Below are 22049 nucleotides of genomic sequence, written 5' to 3' on the forward strand. Positions count from 1 at the left end.
TGGGATCTAAGCTTTAATTCGCTAATTATTTAACAACAAAAACTACGTTGATTAATGTATTGTAATCTGTTGGTGCCGCAATAACATCATAGGTCATTACACCTGTTGCGCTAACACTTACATTTGCGAATACAGTAGGATCAAAATAAGTTACATAGTAGTACAGTTCGGTATTTATATATGTTGGTATTGCTGCTGGTGCACCAGCACTAGCTACCGCTGGCGTACCATATTGACTAATGTATTCATCATGTAAATCGATTGTTCTTCCCGTACCTGTTGTCGCTACATCAACTTCTATTGAAGGTGGGTAGAAAATTTTTGAAGATTTTAATGAATTTACTTCCACTACATCTCCATCTGCATCAACACCTAATAAAGTTGTTGGTGTACCTGAAACGGCATTAGATCCATAATCTGAAAATCTTACCGTACCACCTTCAACATCTAATTTAGCATCTGGTGTATTCGTACCTATACCTACTTCATTATTAAGTGCATCTGTGAATAATAAATGAGTATCGGCAGTACCTTCAACCCTAAAATCAAAATCACCTGCAGTTTCATTAATAGTTAGCCTATTGTCAATTCTGGTGTATTTATTAAATAGATTTCCATTAGTAAAACCATTGGAATTATTCGTATTAATTCTTAACCAATCGTCAGATGCCCTAAGGGTTTCCTTACCATTCATGTACAAATAATCATTTATTTCAAGGTTACCTTCTACATCTAAAGCTCTATTATTAGTTATGGTAGTAGTTCCAATACCAACATTGCCTTGGGTAAAAATGTTATCGTTTATATTATCTGGCGCGGATGTTCCACCTACTTCGTACCAATCATGGTCTGATAAATTAGAAAGATCTACAGTTGTATTTGAACCTGTTCCATTAGCCAAAGTAATAATGTCACCAGATAGGCTTATTTGCTGATTATCTGTATTTGCTAAGCTTGATAAATTAACAGTTTCACTGCTACCATCCTCAATACCAATAGTTAACGTAGTACCTGACAAACCAGAACCTTGTATACTTTGATTATCTGCCAAAGCAGCTAAACTTACCGTATCAGAACTACCGTCTTCAATACCTACCGTTAAAGTATTACCTGAAAATGTTAGATTTCTAATACTTTGGTTATCAGTCCCTGAATTATCTAAATGAGATAGATTAACAGTTTGACTATTACCATCTTCAATACCAACCGTAAGCACATTTGAACTTGTATTTATAGCAAGGTTTTCAATATTTTGATTATCACTACTCGCCGGGAAATTAACTGCTAAGTCGTAGTCATTTCCTGAAGGTGTTAAGGTAACAGAACCGTTATTCGAAGTTAAGGTCTGAATCTCGTTCGTTGCATTTGAATCGGCATCATTTACATTTAAAGTAATTGCATTACCTCCAGTAATTGATATTTGACCTGCAGCACCTGTTGTTGCCAATGTTTGGTCATCTGTTGCAGGATCACCTGCAGGACCTGTTGCTCCAGGTGCGCCTGTTGGACCGGTTAAATCCGATGTTGTAAATGTTGTTCCGTCATCATAGGTCAACGTAAAGGTTCCATCTCCATTATCTGCTGTTGATGCTATTCCGTTTCCGTCATCACCATCTGTTCCGTTAGTTCCATTGGTACCGTTTGTTCCATTCGTACCATTTGTCCCTGCAGTTCCCTGAGGTCCTGTTAAATCTGATGTCGTAAATGTTGTTCCGTCATCATAGGTAAACGTAAAGGTTCCATCTCCATTATCTGCTGTTGATGCTATTCCGTTTCCGTCATCACCATCTGTTCCGCTAGTTCCATTGGTTCCATTCGTACCATTTGTCCCGGCAGTTCCCTGAGGTCCTGTTAGATCTGATGTCGTAAATGTTGTTCCGTCATCATAGGTCAACGTAAAAGTTCCATCTCCATTATCTGCTGTTGATGCTATTCCGTTTCCGTCATCACCATCTGTTCCGTTAGTTCCATTCGTACCATTTGTTCCTGTAGTTCCCTGAGGCCCTGTTAGATCTGATGTCGTAAATGTTGTTCCGTCATCATAGGTCAACGTAAAAGTTCCATCTCCATTATCTGCTGTTGATGCTATTCCGTTTCCGTCATCACCATCTGTTCCGTTAGTTCCATTGGTTCCATTTGTACCGTTTGTTCCTGCAGTTCCTGCAGTTCCCTGAGGTCCTGTTAGATCTGATGTCGTAAATGTTGTTCCGTCATCATAGGTCAACGTAAAAGTTCCATCTCCATTATCTGCTGTTGATGCTATTCCGTTTCCGTCATCACCATCTGTTCCGTTAGTTCCATTGGTACCGTTTGTTCCATTCGTACCATTTGTCCCTGCAGTCCCCTGAGGTCCTGTTAAATCTGATGTCGTAAATGTTGTTCCGTCATCATAGGTCAACGTAAAAGTTCCATCTCCATTATCTGTTGTTGATGCTATTCCGTTTCCGTCATCACCATCTGTTCCGTTAGTTCCATTGGTTCCGTTGGTTCCATTCGTACCATTTGTCCCTGCAGTTCCCTGAGGTCCTGTTAAATCTGATGTCGTAAATGTTGTTCCGTCATCATAGGTCAACGTAAAAGTTCCATCTCCATTATCTGCTGTTGATGCTATTCCGTTTCCGTCATCACCATCTGTTCCGTTAGTTCCATTGGTACCGTTTGTTCCATTCGTACCGTTTGTTCCTGCAGTTCCCTGAGGTCCTGTTAAATCTGATGTCGTAAATGTTGTTCCGTCATCATAGGTCAACGTAAAGGTTCCATCTCCATTATCTGCTGTTGATGCTATTCCGTTTCCGTCATCACCATCTGTTCCGTTGGTTCCATTTGTACCGTTGGTTCCATTTGTACCGTTTGTTCCTGCAGTTCCCTGAGGTCCTGTTAGATCTGATGTCGTAAATGTTGTTCCGTCATCATAGGTAAACGTAAAGGTTCCATCTCCATTATCCGCTGTTGATGCTATTCCGTTTCCGTCATCACCATCTGTTCCGTTGGTTCCGTTGGTTCCGTTTGTTCCTGCAGTTCCCTGAGGTCCTGTTAAATCTGATGTCGTAAATGTTGTTCCGTCATCATAGGTCAACGTAAAGGTTCCATCTCCATTATCTGCTGTTGATGCTATTCCGTTTCCGTCATCACCATCTGTTCCATTGGTTCCAGCCGGACCTGTATCTGCGTCAACCCAAGAATATATTCCCGAACCGTCGGTAGACAAAACTTGTCCGTTAGTACCACCTGTTGGTAATTCTATTTCATTATTTGGATCGCTATCCGCATCATCTACATTATCTACTCCGTCATTATCTAGTATGATTGAACCACCATCGGCTAATACTACTGTTGAAGTTCCATCTCCATTATTTGTAACTGTAGATGCTTGGAATGAAACTGGTGCTCCGCTTTCATTTGTATAAGTAAAGCTACCATCACCATTATCCGCTAATGTTGTAATCGTTTCTGATATTGTAACCGAAGCTACATTTAAATATAAAGCACCGTCTGTACCAAAAGCAATATCATTATCAGCGTTTCCACTAATAAGATTTACCGATTCTGTACCGCCACCATCGGTAATCTCAAGACTACCATTTGTAATCGCACTTCCTGTGTTGTATTCGTTTCCGATTAGATTATCCGCATCGTCAACATTATCTACTCCGTCATTATCGACCGTTACCGAGTTACCATCGATATCTTCAATTGTTGAAGTACCGTCGCCATTGTCAGCAACTGTGGTAATCTCATTTCTTGGATCGTTATCTGCATCGTCTACATTATCTACTCCGTCGTTGTCAACTGTTACCGAATTACCATCGATATCTTCAATCGTTGAAGTACCGTCGCCATTATCTGCAACTGTGGTAATCTCGTTTCTTGGATCGTTATCTGCATCGTCTACATTATCCACTCCGTCGTTGTCAACCGTTACCGAGTTACCATCAATATCCTCAATAGTCGAGGTACCGTCACCATTATCGGCAACTGTTGTAATCTCATTTCTTGGGTCATTATCTGCATCGTCTACATTATCCACTCCGTCGTTATCAACCGTTACCGAGTTACCATCAATATCCTCAATAGTCGAGGTACCGTCACCATTATCGACAACTGTTGTAATCTCGTTTCTTGGATCGTTGTCATTGTTCGTTGGGAAAGTAACCGATAAATCAAAATCATCATCCGTTCTTACTACCGCTACAGAACCATCACCTGATGCTACTGTCTGTATTTCATTAGTTGGATTGTTATCTGCATCATCAACATTATCTACTCCGTCGTTGTCAACCGTTACCGAGTTACCATCGATATCTTCAATCGTTGAAGTACCGTCGCCATTATCTGCAACTGTTGTAATCTCGTTTCTTGGATCGTTGTCATTGTTCGTTGGGAAAGTAACCGATAAATCAAAATCATCATCCGTTCTTACTACCGCTACAGAACCATCACCTGATGCTACTGTCTGTATTTCATTAGTTGGATTGTTATCTGCATCATCAACATTATCTACTCCGTCGTTGTCAACCGTTACCGAGTTACCATCGATATCTTCAATCGTTGAAGTACCGTCGCCATTATCTGCAACTGTTGTAATCTCGTTTCTTGGATCGTTGTCATTGTTCGTTGGGAAAGTAACCGATAAATCAAAATCATCATCCGTTCTTACTACCGCTACAGAACCATCACCAGATGCTACTGTCTGTATCTCATTGGTTGGATTGTTATCCGCATCATCAACATTATCTACTCCGTCGTTGTCAACTGTTACCGAGTTACCATCGATATCTTCAATCGTTGAAGTACCGTCGCCATTATCTGCAACTGTGGTAATCTCATTTCTTGGATCGTTGTCATTGTTCGTTGGGAAAGTAACCGATAAATCAAAATCATCATCGGTTCTTACTACCGCTACAGAACCATCACCAGATGCTACTGTCTGTATTTCATTAGCTGGATTGTTATCCGCATCGTCTACATTATCCACTCCGTCGTTATCAACCGTTACCGAGTTACCATCGATATCCTCAATAGTCGAGGTACCATCGCCATTATCCGCTACTGTGGTAATCTCGTTTCTTGGATCGTTGTCCGCATCGTCAACGTTATCTACTCCGTCATTATCTACAGTGATTGTTCCACCATCGGCTAAAGCTATTGTAGAAGTCCCATCGCCATTGTCTGTAATTGTAGAAGCCTGAAATGACACTGGTGCTCCGCTTTCATTCGTGTATGTAAAGCTACCATCACCATTATCTGCTAATGTTGTAATCGTTTCTGATATTGTAACAGATGCAACGTTTAAATACAAAGCACCGTCCGTACCAAAAGCAAGATCATTATCAGCGTTTCCACTAATAAGATTGATTGATTCTGTACCGCCACCATCTGTAATTTCTAAACTACCGTCGGTAATAGCACTTCCTGTGTTGTATTCGTTTCCGATTAAATTATCCGCATCATCAACATTATCTACTCCGTCGTTGTCAACAATAATTGTTCCGCCATCAGCTAATACAATTGTTGAAGTACCATCTCCATTATCAGTAATTGTAGATGCTCGAAATAAAACTGGAGTTCCACTTTCATTGGTATAGGTAAAGCTACCATCTCCATTATTTACTAAAGTTGTTACCGTATTGTTTGTATCTACGGTCGCTGAATTTCCTGAATCATCTGTAATGGTAAACGTACCATCGCCATTATCCAAAACAGTTGAACGTTTTGCATCGAATGTTGTTACTACACCATCTTCATTGGTATACGTAAATGTTCCGTCCGCATTATCTACTAATGTAGAGTTTGTTTCTGTAAATGTTGTTACCGTACCATCTTCTGATGTGTAGGTTAAACTACCATCGCCATTACTTACTAAAGTTGTTACCGTATTGTTTGTATCTACGGTCGCTGAATTTCCTGAATCATCTGTAATGGTAAACGTACCATCGCCATTATCCAAAACAGTTGAACGTTTTGCATCGAATGTTGTTACTACACCATCTTCATTGGTATACGTAAATGTTCCGTCCGCATTATCTACTAATGTAGAGTTTGTTTCTGTAAATGTTGTTACCGTACCATCTTCTGATGTGTAGGTTAAACTACCATCGCCATTATTTACCAATGTGGTTACCGTATTGTTTGTATCTACGGTCGCTGAATTTCCTGAATCATCTGTAATGATAAACGTACCATCGCCATTATCTAATACTGTTGAACGTTTAGCGTCAAATGTAGTTACTACGCCGTCTTCATTTGTGTATGTAAATGTTCCATCCGCATTGTCAACCAATGTAGAGTTTGTTTCTGTAAATGTTGTTACCGTACCATCTTCTGATGTGTAGGTTAAACTACCATCGCCATTATTTACTAAAGTTGTTACCGTATTGTTTGTATCTACGGTCGCTGAATTTCCTGAATCATCTGTAATGGTAAACGTACCATCGCCATTATCCAAAATAGTCGAACGTTTTGCATCGAATGTTGTTACTACACCATCTTCATTGGTATACGTAAATGTTCCATCCGCATTGTCAACCAATGTAGATAAGGTCTCTGTAAATGTAGTTACCGTACCATTCTCTGAGGTGTAGGTAAAGCTACCATCTCCATTATCGACCAAAGTTGTTACCGTATTGTTTGTATCTACGGTCGCTGAATTTCCTGAATCATCTGTAATGGTAAACGTACCATCGCCATTATCCAAAACAGTTGAACGTTTTGCATCAAACGTAGTTGTAGACCCACTTTCATTTTCATAAGTAAAAGTACCGTCTCCATTATCTGTTAGAGATGTAATTGTTTCTGAAATTGTTACTGAAGCTACATTCAAATATAAACCTCCGTCTGTACCAACTACAATATCATTATTTGCTTCATTACTTATTAAATCTATTGTTTGATCTACACCATCTTCATTAGTATAAGTTATAGTTCCATCGTTATTATTAACAATGTTAGTTAATGTCTCTAAATCAGTAACATCGATGATCGTATCAATGCCATCTTCATCCGTATATGTAAACGTACCGTCGGTATTGGCTACTACCGTAGTCAACGCTTCTAAGTTCGCAACGATTGCCGATAGATCTAATTGGGTTACTAATCCGTCTTCGTCCGTATAATCGATATTCGTATTATCCGCATTTAAAGCGATTGTAGTCAATGTCTCTAGATCAGTAACATCGATAATCGTATCAATGCCATCCTCATCCGTATATGTGAACGTACCATCAGTATTGGCTACTACCGTAGTCAACGCTTCTAAGTTCGCAACGATTGCCGATAGATCTAATTGAGTAACTACACCGTCTTCGTCCGTATAATCGATATTCGTATCGTCCGCATTTAAAGCGATTGTCGTTAAGGTCTCTAAATCGGTAACATCAATGATCGTATCAACGCCATCCTCATCCGTATATGTGAACGTACCATCAGTATTGGCTACTACCGTAGTCAACGCTTCCAGGTTCGCTACGATCGCCGATAGATCCAATTGGGTAACTACACCGTCTTCGTCCGTATAATCGATATTCGTATCGTCTGCATTTAAAGCGATTGTCGTCAATGTCTCTAAATCCGTTACATCGATGATCGTATCAATGCCATCCTCATCCGTATATGTGAACGTTCCGTCAGTGTTGGCTACTACCGTAGTCAACGCTTCCAGGTTCGCAACGATCGCCGATAGATCTAATTGGGTTACTAATCCGTCTTCGTCCGTATAATCGATATTCGTATTATCCGCATTTAAAGCGATTGTCGTCAATGTCTCTAAATCCGTTACATCAATGATCGTATCAATGCCATCCTCATCCGTATATGTGAACGTTCCGTCAGTATTGGCTACTACCGTAGTCAACGCTTCCAAGTTCGCAACGATTGCAGATAGATCTAATTGGGTTACTAATCCGTCTTCGTCCGTATAATCGATATTCGTATTATCCGCATTTAAAGCGATTGTAGTCAATGTCTCTAAATCCGTTACATCGATGATCGTATCAACGCCATCCTCATCCGTATATGTGAACGTTCCGTCAGTATTGGCTACTACCGTAGTCAACGCTTCCAAGTTCGCAACGATTGCAGATAGATCTAATTGGGTTACTAATCCGTCTTCGTCCGTATAATCGATATTCGTATTATCCGCATTTAAAGCGATTGTCGTCAATGTCTCTAGATCAGTAACATCGATGATCGTATCAATGCCATCCTCATCCGTATATGTGAACGTACCGTCAGTATTGGCTACTACCGTAGTCAACGCTTCCAGGTTCGCAACGATCGCCGATAGATCTAATTGGGTTACTAATCCGTCTTCGTCCGTATAATCGATATTCGTATTATCCGCATTTAAAGCGATTGTCGTCAATGTCTCTAAATCCGTTACATCGATGATCGTATCAACGCCATCCTCATCCGTATATGTGAACGTTCCGTCAGTATTGGCTACTACCGTAGTCAACGCTTCCAAGTTCGCAACAATTGCAGATAGATCTAATTGGGTTACTAATCCGTCTTCGTCCGTATAATCGATATTCGTATTATCCGCATTTAAAGCGATTGTCGTCAATGTCTCTAAATCAGTAACATCGATGATCGTATCAATGCCATCCTCATCCGTATATGTGAACGTACCGTCAGTATTGGCTACTACCGTAGTCAACGCTTCCAGGTTCGCAACGATCGCCGATAGATCTAATTGGGTTACTAATCCGTCTTCGTCCGTATAATCGATATTCGTATTATCCGCATTTAAAGCGATTGTAGTCAATGTCTCTAAATCAGTAACATCGATGATCGTATCAATGCCATCCTCATCCGTATACGTAAATGTACCGTCAGTATTGGCTACTACCGTAGTCAACGCTTCCAGGTTCGCAACGATCGCCGATAGATCTAATTGGGTTACTAATCCGTCTTCGTCCGTATAATCGATATTCGTATTATCCGCATTTAAAGCGATTGTCGTCAATGTCTCTAGATCAGTAACATCGATGATTGTATCAATGCCATCCTCATCCGTATACGTAAATGTACCGTCCGTATTGGCTACTACCGTAGTCAACGCTTCCAGTTTCGCAACGATCGCAGATAGATCTAATTGGGTTACTAATCCGTCTTCGTCCGTATAATCGATATTTGTATTATCCGCATTTAAAGCGATTGTCGTCAATGTCTCTAGATCCGTAACATCGATGATCGTATCAACGCCATCCTCATCCGTATATGTGAACGTTCCGTCAGTGTTGGCAATAATAGTAGTTAGTGTTTCAACCAGATTCAAACTTGATAAATTTGTAGTAACTACATTTCCATCTTCAATCTCTAATGACAAAATATTTGTCGTATCATTAAAAGTGAAATTTTGCAATTGTTGATCATCCGTAGACGTTAACTCCCAGGTGGTTCCATTCCAATAGTAAATAGTTCCTGTATCTGTATTTACATACAAATCTCCTAAATCTGCACCTGCTGGAGTTGTTACCCCTGGCGCTGATACATCTATCCCCTGCAATACTTCACAATTACATTGATCTTCTAGAGTCACAGTTGTCTGTGCCATAGAGATACCTGATATTAGTAAAGTAAATAACACCATTATAAATTTTATGGTATTACCTAGGGTTGTATTAGCTTGACTCTTCATACTTTTAATATTCAATTCCACCTTCAATAATTCGTTGGTCATATAGGATTTTCAAAATGTGCTTTCCAAAAATTTACTCGTCATTAAATTCGACAAGATGGATCTATGGTATTCACAATGCACAAATATTGATTATAAGCAGTGCTCATTAAAATAAATGTTGTGTAACGCATTATTAACACCATATACAAGCATAAAGATGAGGTTTAGGTATGTTAATTTTTTATAAAAATGGACGGTTGTTCGTCGAAGATGTACGGTTATTCGGGTAGTTTTTTTCACTATTAAAATTCAAAATATGTAAAACCTTATTGATAAAAATCATTTAATATTAGTGGAAATCTTATTATATTTTAATACGTTTATTCCTACATTTAAATAATATTTAACTTACTTATTACAGAATTTTATGTATCCAAATACTTGTTTTTAATTTGCCTTTATACGATATGTAATTCGTCTATTTGTAATTACGGTTCTAACTTTTACAAAAAGTAAAGCTGCATTTGAAACTATTTCCACGCATATATTACTAGAATTAGAAGCGAGTAATCTATATGAATATCCTTCTTTTTGTTTTGATACATTCAAAACTGTCAGAGTTGAAGTTTCAGTACCTGAATACTCCGAGTTATTTTCCAAATTAGTATAATTTACACCGTCTATACTCACTTGCCATTGATAGATATCTGCATTAGTAACAGTTGAATTAAAAATTGCATCTTCTCCTGTAGATACAGTTTGATTTTGTGGTTGATCAGTAACAACTAGAGTTGCCGTAACTTGTAAAAAATCATAGTCGCCATTACCATCACCATCTGCCGGTGTATCATAAGTTGACGCAATTACAGAACCATCTACATTTACTGTTGGTAAACCAGAGCCATACATTCCATTATTATCCAAATCGGCAGTTGGATCAGCATAGGCTTCATCAGCATCGTTACAGCCATCGCCATCACTATCATCATCTAAATGATTAGGATTTTCGTCACCATCTAAATTACCTGTTCTGCATGCCGTAATACCAAATGCAATATCATCGAATATGGAAAAGTCTTGTGAAGAGTCATTTATCTGCCCATAGACATAGAATCTAAATATATATTGGGTATTCCCATCTAAGTAAACTGGACCATTATCCAAATGTTGAAAAGATGCATAACTAGCTCCATTATCCGTATGTAATACATCTGATGATAAAGTTGTCCAAGCATTGGAACCAACTCTGGTATAAGCCGTGGTCGTATAATATGAATCACCTTGATTTGGCAGGTACCAACCTGATCTAACTTCATTTAAAACTATTGAAGCTATATCTGAACTTGTGGTAAATGCAACTTCTATATAATCTTCATTCTGAACAGCCTCTTCTTTAGTTAAAGAAGTAATTGGCTCTATTCTAATATTACTACCTGATATTGAAAATTTTAAACCGTTCAATAGCATTGTTTCAGTGTCACTTAACACCCAATCTTTAATTTTTGCATCGTAATCGGTATCCATTTCTAAATTACCTGCTGGTGAATTTAAGGTCCACGCAAATTCATTGGTAACACTATCTATTGATTCTTCGCAATCTGACACTCCGTCATTATCATCATCTACATCACAGCCATCTGGCACTCCATCATTATCGCTATCTATGGCGTCATCAAAATATGGGCATTTGTCATTTGCATTGTTGACTCCGTCACCATCATCATCACACAACACCGAAGTAACCGTATAATCAGAAGCACTACCTATTCCCTGACCACCTGTAACCAAGGTTGGAACTCCATTTTCATCAACAGCTCCAGAAATGCTACCATTACCGTTTAAATCAGAAAAATCTAAATTATCATCTCCTTCCAATGCATCAAAACAACCATCGCCATCACTATCTAAGTCATAAATATTTATGATTCCATCTCCATCTAAATCACTACATCCCGTATTTAATGTCACATTATCAATATACATTCTGTCGTGGTTTGTTTGTGTGGCAACACCGTTAAAGCGAAGTTCTACCGTACTACTAGTTGGAACAAATGAAAAAGAACGCGTTGTCATATTCAATGCTTCATTACCATTTTGAGAACGACCACCGTTATTAACTACAATTTGATTTGAAGTTTCCGTTAATTGGGTAATACCACCAACCAAGACATTTAAGGTAACTTCTTTACCGTAGCTATTATCTGCACCAACATCAAAAGTTATGGTGTTTACCGCACCGACCGTAACATTGATCGTTTGATAAAAACTTGCCGTACCGGTACCGTTCCATTCTGGAAACCAAGCTCTATTGGCATTTCTATTCCACTGTTGTCCTGAACCTGTCCAACCTGGCGAGTTAAAAATCCAATAACCAAAATCGTGATTATTTACTATACCTGAAGATTGAGAACATTCATCAGCATCTAAAATACCATCATTGTCATTATCTAAATCGCAAATATCGTTTATACCATCACCATCAGTATCTATACCTGTTGGATCTGTACATGGTTCAAATATTCTAACCGTTGCAGTATCACTCTTACCTAAAGATGGACATAACGAATCTGTTGAATCAGTAATAGTATAGTCAAAAGTGGTCTCCCCAGGAAATGGATTAGCACCGCTATAGGTATAAGTTACCAGTCCGTTTTCCGCATCATTGATTACTACTGACCCTATAGCTGGTTGCGTAATACTTTCTATTGAAAAATTTTCACCATCTGGTTCCTCATCATTCGTAAATAATTGAATTTGTACAGAAACAGAATTTCCATAAACTACCTCAACCTCATCATCTTTTGCAATTGGGGCATTTGGATTCTCTATAAGCTCTGCATCTGTAGTGGTCAGGGTATAATGATTGGTACCTGCAATGGTACTTGGTTGTGCAATGGCAGTTGCAATTAATCTTGAATATCCATTTGAGTCAGAAGGATCATAAAAATTAGGATAATGCACTTCAATAATATAGGTTTCGCCTTCACCTAACGGTAACCCAAAATGAACTTCTTCTGGTTGTTGTGTACCATGACCATACACTCCGTTTACTTGTCTTAAACCACTAACAATATTACCAGAACAATCTCTAATCAGCACATTGGTACCAATGGCAACTCTACCTAAAAATCCGCCAGTAGAACCATTTGCTCCCCTATCTTCCGTAACATCTATTAGTAAGTGGTTATTTCTATTTGCCGCAGGTAAATTATTAATATATAATTGATTACTATTATTATTGATATTGATGTAAATATCCAAATCGCCGTCATCATCAACATCTACCATGGTAGTACCTTCCCCATCTCTACCGGAATTGAATTGTTGGGAGTCTAAGGAAAAGTTCATTGCCGAACCACTACCTATTACCCCTGGAGCTGGTGTAGGACTGTTCAATTGATTGATATATAAATAGCTTCTGCTATTACCAACTAGAATAATATCTATATCACCATCATTATCAATATCACCTCCGGCTAAAGCATCTATTCTAGCGCCTGAACTACCATTGTTTAAATTACCAGGTTGTGGTAAACCCGGAAAAGAGCCGGCACCTAAAGCGGTAAATATTCCGCCTCCATCATTTCTATGAATTTGAGTTTGACCATTTTCCGTCCAAACAGCATCTAAATCGCCATCATTATCCAAATCCCAAAGTCCGTTGCCACCTTTGTTATTATTTGCTGCCTGCCCTAAATCCGCACCATTAGAAAATGACCCTCCCTGATTTAAAAAAAAGTCATTTTCATCACGCTTACGCATAAAAATATCGACCCAACCGTCATCATTTACATCGGCAGCGGTACCATAATCTCCATCTGTAGCAAATTGATTTAAACCATATTCCGTTACATTGTTACCATTACCTGTTGTAATATGGGTAAACAATAGATTTGGCGCCGGATTGGCGACTGCATGATTGGTATGATCAATAAAGTTGTTTCTTAACAATTCTATTCCCATATCATGATTATCAAAGAAAATGTCTAAATCACCATCTCCCTCAAAATCAAAGAAACCTACTCCTTCAGAATTTACTCCTGGAACAACAATAGTTGCTCCCGATCTACCAATGGTAATTGGAGCTGAACCACCTATACCATCCCCAAATGTGCCATTAGTATTCTGAATAAATATTTGAATTGCTTTTCTGGCATTATTATTACCAGATGAGTTGATAATAAAGTCCGGTTTTCCATCATTATTAATATCTCCCCATACCGCTTGTCTTTCTGCCCAATCACCCAACATGCCGGGAACTAAGGTTGCTTGTACATTGGTAAACGTATTGTTACCATTGTTACGCATTAAAAAGCTTTTTATATTTTGGTTATTGTTATTCTCTAGAACGAGAACATCTAAATCACCATCGTTATCAAAATCTGACCAAGCGTGTCCACCATCTTTGGGTTGACCTAAATCAAGACCAAACGAAGCTGCACTTTCTGTAAAAGTCGTTTGTGCTAAAGTTACCTTAGTAGATAATAAGATTAAAACTACTAAACCTACATATCTAGATTTTATCCTCGTAAAGAGAGACGCCCTCATTGAATAGTTTTTACACTGCCAATATGGGGGAATTATTTAGCATGATTTGATATTATAAAAATCAGCCAATAAAGTGAGGTCTAAAAATTAATGTTGCCAATGGTATTCAGAACAAGGTCAACAATCTATAAACTGTTGCCTAAGCTGTAAACCCTAGTAAAACACAGAGCTAACAAAAATTATTTGTATGAATTTACTTTCGTAATTTTAATTTCCTTTGATACGATACGTAATATTTCTGTTGGTAATTACCGTATACGCTTTAATAATAATTTCTGGTGAGAACTCTGAAGTTGAATTACTTCTAGTACCTGTAGTTGTTATTAAATCTCCTACAACAGTTCCTGAAGGTAAAGGAAAAACAAACTTGTATTTATTGGTGTTATCAGCGTTACCATCAATATCCGCATAAGAAGAAGTTGTGCCATCTTGATCATCGCCACTACCTTCTATTGCTGTACCTATATATGTTTGACCTTCACCATAGTCTTGTGTTAAACCTAACTGATTATCACCTAAGGTCGCCGTACCTTCATTTACATCCGTGAAAAATACCTCTACCGAAGTTCCAGGAGATGCCCAGCCGGTTACTACTAGGTTTGTTCCAGAAATAAAAGCAGAGTTAATCACAGGGAAGTTTTCTAAATTATTTGGACCTGAATCTGAATCTGAAATATCATTTAATGTTACACCGTCCATATCTAAATCTATACCCAAACTTGGTGTTACCGTTCCATTTGCATAAATGGAGTTTTGACTTATTAAATTTGACGTACCATCAACAATTGCAATACCCGCTCCACCATTTTGATAAATAACATTATTAGAAATAGATGAACCATCACTTTCTATCTTAATTGCCATTTGTTGTGGATTTCCTTGACAATTACCTCCATCTTGACCTGAAGTTGTTAAGGAATTTTCTGTTATTAAAACACCGGTTACTTTATCTTCTACATCAATTGCTGTGGAAGCTGATGCTTCTATTAGATTTTGTTGAATAACAACACCTGAACCATCTTCCAGTAAAATAGCGTCATCACATGGTGAACTACCATTATTTTCAAAATGGTTATTTTGAATTAAACTTGAACTGCCACCATCTATTAATACTGCTGATTCCAAAATTGTTGCAAGATAATTTCCATTAACATTAATTTGCCCATCTTTATTTTCTACACCAACATCTATATCTCCCGAATTATTACCTAATGCATTCACGCCAATTAAATTTTGAGTGACTTCTAGTGAACCATCTTCTGCAACTATGGCTGAGGACTTATCTGAATAAATCGCTAAATTTCTTATCATCACATTTTCACCCTCATTAATGAAAACGTCGCCATCTTCTCGATGAACTTGAATTTCCGGTCTTTCATATGTTGGTAATATAGTATTGGAAATACCTACAGCATCTCCACCTGAACCTACTACACCTGTATTTGTGTCACCAGAATATGCAGTTTGCGTTCTACCATCTATAATGGTAGTACTACCTGTTATTACCGATAGAGGATCATTTTTAGAAATTTCGATATCAAAATAACCATTTGTAAAATTAACGTCTGCGGTTCTACTAAAACTATCACCAGTTGGTGGTATCATAAAAATAGACACATCTTCTCCTGCTCCAGGATCAAAAATTGAATTCGCTTCAATATCTAGAATTGTTTCACCCAAGGTATTACTATTTAAAATAAACTGTTCTAATGAACCTTGACCAAATACATTCGTATTTACAATTGTATTAAAGTTATATCCAAAATCAATATTTGCAACACCACTACTTGCTATACTAACTAAAGATAAACTTTGAGAATCTGAAAATACACCCAATGCAGAATCTGAAAATGCAGTAGGGTCAGCTCCTCCTATTTCATTTAAAACTTCAATGTTATTAGTGACATCACCATAACTTCTAAATGTTTGTATTGGTACACAAGTAGTACAATTAATACCATTATCTCTGTTAGACCTAACTGTAGAATTCACCAATTTAACGTAATAATCACCATCGGCCATACCACCAAAACTGTAATCACCACCTACTTTTGAAGTCGTTCTTCTTACAAAAGTACCATCATCTTCATATAATTCTACAATTGCACTTGCTATACCAACACCATTGGCATCCGTCATATTTCTACCTTGACCACCACCATAATTAACATCTTCAAAAACAGTACCTGCAATTAGATTAGATGGTACTTTGAGCACTACCGCAGCAGATATCAAGAAATCTTGGCCTACATCTACATTTGCAGTAACCTGAGAATCACCTGGAGAGATATATGTTGAAATATCATAGGTATCTAAATCTACGCCATATGTTGTATTTACATTATAATCTGGTGTTGTAGTATTATCATACATAGTTGAATTATAGGCATTATTGCCTGTTTGTCCACCATCCCCTGACAATACAAAAGGAGGTTGATTTGCCTGATTTGTAATAGATAATCTTTCCCCATTAGGATTGGTTGTACCTGAACTATTACCGTCTAATGTAGAATCCCCTTCCCATGATAAGAATGATGCTTTTGCACCAGCACCGGCAATGGCATAAAAACCATCCAATGTAAATGAATTTCCATCGTTACTTAAGCCATCAAAACCTTGATATAAGTTAATGTTTACCGCAGGTAGATTAGGATCTTCATAAAATACAAATAATGTCCACCCTCCTAAAACAGTTGCCGATGAACAATATGTATTCGAGTTATCTATGGATAAACCAGAAAAATCAAAAACGTTAGTTGACGGATCTGCTACACCCGCTACAATATCTGTGACATCACTAACATAGCCATAAAAATTTCTATTGGTAAGTGTTGTTTGATACTGAAAGTTAGCGTTAACCGTTTGTCCTTCAAAAGTTACACTACCATCAACTACTGTACTTGAATGAGCCCAATATAGATATGCTTTTTTAATAGTACCTGTGTTTGGAATAGGTGCAATAAGTGTATTGGAGGATGATGTAGTAATTGAACAAGCATCCGTATTGTTATCATTTGTTCTTAATGAACCACCTGTTGTAGAATAATCATAATAGCCATCAAACTCTTGAAATAGTGTTAATGGATCATTGGCTAAAATTTGTGAATTTATGTACCCATTGGCAGTATCACTATAATCTACAGTAGCATACTGCGCTGTAGCATCAGAGAACCCAACAGTAAAAAATTCTACTAACTCCGGTATCCCATCATCTACGATAGGCACTGAAAAAGTTTGAACATTACCTACTTCTCCTGTAAATGTAAGTGTACCGTTTACGGAAATATAATCACTACCATTTGTAGCTGTACCATCACTCACCATATACTCTACGGTAAATGGAGTTTCAACGAAGCCAAAAAACCAACTAAAACCATGACGGTCACGAACGTGAGTCACTGTAAATATAGCACTACCAGAATCTTCATCTACGTATACATCTTCTACCACAATTTTTGGTCCTGGAGGAGAACAACTAACAGTTGCTTGCCAACCATTACCCGTAGTATTGTTATTAGATGTAAATCTAAACGTCAAACAACCATTTGCATTTGTGGCGAAAATTTGAGTTGGTATATTATCATTATCATACTGCCCAATTAAAGTAGCACTAGTATTATTACCATCATACACATAGAGAATGTCACCAGGTATAACATCAAACTGATCAAAGTTTACCTGAGTATAATTATCAGCAATATCTGGACAAATAGTATACACCAAATCTTCATTATCCGAATAATTACTGATACCGCCAGAATCTAAAAATATATCATCACAAGTATTTGCAGAGCCCCCATCTGTAATAATTAAGGCATCATTAGCTAAAATTGTACCAATAGCCGTATCTGTAATATCTACATTGGGATCTGAAGTTGACGTAAACGAAAATTCAAAGGTTTCATCGCCTTCAAAAATGGTATCATCTGTTATAAAAACAGTTATAGTTTCTGTATCCCAAATGGTTCCATCAAAATTTAAAGTTCCGCTTGATGCCGTATAATCTTGACCGGCGGTTGCAGATATGTTAGTTGTTGTATAATTAACACTATAAGGTCCGCTAGCAGCACTACCGCCATGTCTTACTGTGAAGGTTGCTGTACCGGCATTTTCATTTACAGTAACATCATCAACAAGTACTTCTGAACCAAATGTTGCAGAAAATTGCACGTTATCAATAAATATAGTATCAGTGCCCTGCCAATTAGTATCACTAGGATAAAATATAACGGCAGGATTGGAAGCAATTTCAGCAGCGGTTAAATTATAGGTTAAAGATCCTGAACCTGCATTTAATCTTTGAATGAAATTCCAATTATTAGTATCAGCATTATAAATATATACATCAATAGCTTCACCCCCTGCGGAATTTGCATCGTAATCCAATGTTAAAGTTGCAGAACTTGCACCAGATAATGGTGCGAAACGATAAATCCAACCAGCATCACTATTTCTAAATCTTAGCTGACCACCAGTAATTCTAATATTTCCACCCCAAGCATTACCGTCATCATTCTGCTCTATCCAATCTGAACTGAAATTTTGTGTTCCTTCGTTACTTCCGTAAAAGGTACTGGTAAATGTGTCTAAATAGGTTTCCTGGGCATAGAAACCTGTAGAAATCATTAAAAATATGAAATAACAAAATTGTCTTAAACTCATAACTAAAAAATGGGGGTATTGAAAAGTAAAAACTTTCTACCATCAATATCATCCGTAAAAATAGCTAGAAGGACAGCCCGCCACTAATATTTGTTGTGAACTGGTGGTATTACCACATGTAGTAGGTTAATAGTGCTGTTTAAAAATAACAAGTAACATTATTATTTAGCTGCAATTCATCGATTACAACCTAATATAGATAGTAGCTACTCGATTATTTAAAGTCGAACACTCATATGATAAAACTAAAAAAGCAACCAATTTATTGGTTGCTTTTTATATGGTAAGAAATATTTATTATTCTAATATTATAAATTCTGATCTTCTATTTACATCATGTTTAACTGCCGAACATTTAACTCCATCAGAACACTCATTAAGTAATTTAGTTTCACCAAAACCTTCACTTATTAATCTGTCCTTCGATATGCCTTTTTTAATCATGTAACTTACAGTTGACTCTGCCCTTTTATCTGATAACCACAAATTATAAGCTTCTGTTCCTCTACTGTCTGTATGTGCATTAACTTTTATTTTTAAACTAGGGTATTTTTCCATAGCAGCAATCACTTTTTCAATCTCTACCTCAGAATCTTTTCTGATATTGTATTTATCAAAATCAAAATAAATGGTACTCAATTGAAGAAGCTTTGCTAAATCATCTCCAAACCCAGCCGTAATATTATCTCTTTCAAGATAAAAATCTATGATTTTTGGTTTTCCATCAGATACTCCTATATACTCTTCAAAAGGCACATAACCCTCCATTAAAGCTCTTACAAAATTTCCTTTATTACAATCAAGTTCCAAAGAATAATTACCATCAGAATCTGTAATTGTGGATAATATCTCTTCATTATTCTCGTCGATAACCTTAATAGTCGCGCCAACTAAAACTTCATTAGAAATTTTATCTCTAACTGTACCGGTAACTTTTTGTAAACAATCAAAAACTAGAGGTCTTGTTTCTGTAAAGCTATAAATATCATCATAACCCATACCCTCTTCACGGTTAGATGCTACATAACCTGTTCTTAATTCCTCATTAAAAATAAAGGTGAAATCATCACTATTACTATTTACAGGTTTACCTACATTTAAAACCTTACCTGTAAAATCTTGTCTTTTAATTTTGGTTGCAAATACATCTAGCCCTCCTAAACCTGGATGCCCATCTGAAGAGAAATACAAAATTTCTTCTGAAGTTATATATGGAAATGTCTCCCTAGCTTCTGTATTAATATTTGAACCTAAATTTTGAGGTGTACCAAAGGTACGATCTTCATTAATGGCAACCATAAATAAATCTGATGCACCGAGGGTACCAGGCATATCAGATACAAAATATAAAGTTTTCTCATCTGGACTTAAAGCCGGATTAGCAGTAGAATAAGAATCGCTATTAAAAGGTAGCTCTTCCACTTCTCCCCATACTCCTTCGTCAGTTAATACAGCTCTTAGAATTTTTAATCTAACAATACCTTTATCATCCTTTACAGTTTTTCTCTTTTCAGAATTGTTACGTGTAAAATACATTGTCTGACCATCTTTTGTTACTACTGATGTAGATTCGTGATAGCGTGTATTTATATTTTCATCTATTTTTTTTACATGATCTATCGATGAACTATCTGCATTTACTTCATATAAATCCAAAAAGTCTTTTGCATTCCAAGTATGACGATATCTTGCAAAATTACCTGTATCCCTATCAGAAGAAAAAATTAATCCTTCCTTATAAAAAGAAGGTGCAAAATCTGAATAAGGAGAATTATATTCAAAAGGTCCTAAATTATATCTACCTGAATTCTCTTCAATTTCTGACATGAAATCTCGATCTTCATCAAATGCCGTAGCGCGACCATCACTTTTGGTTACTTCTATGAATTTATCCATTATAGTTTCAGAAGTATCGTACTCTCCTATTGTCTTTAAGGACTGAGCATATTTAAAATAATCCTCAGGGGTAACCTCTAAAGCATAATCTGCCACTAATTTCTTGTATGTCTCCGCAGCATCCGTGTAGTCCGCATTATAATAATATGAATTACCCAACTTTCTTAGTAAGTCTGCTGAAACATACCCTTTATCCATCACTTTTTTATAGATATCTATAGCAGGACTGAAAGAATATGAGTCAAACTTTTCATTACCTTTTTGAATTAATCGCTCTTGAGCATTAACCAATCCTTGGATGGACAATAAGGCTACTATTAATAATTTTACTGTATACTTCATATGTAAGTTTGCCATTTAGAAAAAACGAGGTGAAACCAATCTTTGAAATGATTTTACCAATTCATATCTTAAGAGTACTTCAAATGATCCATCATTAAATTGTGTACCACCTAAATCTGTAGTTTCCCTATCATAAGCTAAACCAATCATGAATTGATCTGAAATTTGAAACCCAGCCATTGCACTAACTGCGGCATCCCATCTATAGGCTGCGCCAAAAGTAAACTTCTCATTGAACATAAAGTTTGCAGAAAAATCAACTTGCAAAGGAGCTCCTCCTACTACTTTAGTCAATAATGCTGGCTTAAACTTTAAATTTCCATTTAAATCAAATACATAACCCGTAATTAAATAGAAGTTGATTCTATCTTTAGATAAAAACTGAGTATCATTTGCATCTTGTTGAGAACTATCAAAATGTTCCGTTTCAAATAAGTTAGGTGCAGAAAGACCTGCGTAAAACTTAGATGAATGGTAGTATAGACCCACACCTACATTTGGTGAAAACCGGTTTTCAATATTATCAGTTCTTACAACTTCCTCATCAAAATTTCGAAGCTGACTAAAGTCTAAATTCATTAAATTACCACCTGCTTTCAATCCAAATGATAATTTACCTTCAGCAGATACATCAATGGTATAGGAAAGAACAGCATCAAAATAAGTTTCTTGAACAGCACCTTCCCCTATTTCATCATTAACAATTGAAAATCCATACCCTAATTTACTATTTCTAATAGGAGACTGAATATTAAATGTCTGTGTTGAAGGTGCACCTTCCAAACCTACCCATTGGGATCTATGTAGACCTGTTATACTCAACTGACCCCTTGAGCCAGCGTAAGCAGGATTAATACTCATTGTATTAAACATATATTGAGTATACTGGGCATCTTGTTGGGCAATGGCGCTACTAAATATTAGCAACAAACCTCCAAATAGAATTAAGAACTTATTTTTAATATTCATATTTTATAAACTA

Annotated in this window: 5 protein-coding genes; all 5 read right to left on the reverse strand. The window is 37.0% G+C overall.

Annotated elements, in window-relative coordinates; genetic code table 11:
* Positions 1–25: 25 nt before the first annotated feature.
* The 5 genes from UH1x_RS03340 to UH1x_RS03360 all read right to left on the reverse strand — a co-directional run bounded on the left by UH1x_RS03340 (position 26) and on the right by UH1x_RS03360 (position 22036).
* The gene (locus UH1x_RS03340; RefSeq protein ID WP_482625092.1) at positions 26–9679 is read right to left on the reverse strand and encodes a beta strand repeat-containing protein; all 9654 of its coding nucleotides are present in this window, start codon (positions 9677–9679) and stop codon (positions 26–28) included.
* A gap of 387 nt (positions 9680–10066) precedes the next feature.
* Positions 10067–14167 (reverse strand): FG-GAP-like repeat-containing protein, encoded by a 4101-nt coding sequence (locus UH1x_RS03345; protein ID WP_482625094.1) that lies wholly within the window; start codon positions 14165–14167, stop codon positions 10067–10069.
* Between the two features lie 207 nt (positions 14168–14374).
* Positions 14375–18793 (reverse strand): Calx-beta domain-containing protein, encoded by a 4419-nt coding sequence (locus UH1x_RS03350; protein ID WP_482625095.1) that lies wholly within the window; start codon positions 18791–18793, stop codon positions 14375–14377.
* Between the two features lie 333 nt (positions 18794–19126).
* Positions 19127–21067 carry an OmpA family protein gene (locus tag UH1x_RS03355; protein ID WP_482625097.1) on the reverse strand — a complete coding sequence of 647 codons (1941 nt, stop codon included), beginning with the start codon at positions 21065–21067 and terminating at the stop codon, positions 19127–19129.
* 15 nt (positions 21068–21082) lie between these two features.
* A complete protein-coding gene (locus UH1x_RS03360) occupies positions 21083–22036 on the reverse strand; it encodes a PorP/SprF family type IX secretion system membrane protein (protein ID WP_482625099.1) in 954 nt (317 codons plus the stop codon).
* Positions 22037–22049: the final 13 nt, after the last annotated feature.

This window comes from Maribacter sp. UH1 (assembly GCF_056839145.1).

What these genes read in the sequence shown, in the direction of transcription:
- UH1x_RS03340 (WP_482625092.1), bottom strand. Translation starts at nt 9,679, where the DNA reads ATGACCAACGAATTATTGAAGGTGGAATTGAATATTAAAAGTATGAAG.
- UH1x_RS03345 (WP_482625094.1), bottom strand. Translation starts at nt 14,167, where the DNA reads ATGAGGGCGTCTCTCTTTACGAGGATAAAATCTAGATATGTAGGTTTA.
- UH1x_RS03350 (WP_482625095.1), bottom strand. Translation starts at nt 18,793, where the DNA reads ATGATTTCTACAGGTTTCTATGCCCAGGAAACCTATTTAGACACATTT.
- UH1x_RS03355 (WP_482625097.1), bottom strand. Translation starts at nt 21,067, where the DNA reads ATGAAGTATACAGTAAAATTATTAATAGTAGCCTTATTGTCCATCCAA.
- UH1x_RS03360 (WP_482625099.1), bottom strand. Translation starts at nt 22,036, where the DNA reads ATGAATATTAAAAATAAGTTCTTAATTCTATTTGGAGGTTTGTTGCTA.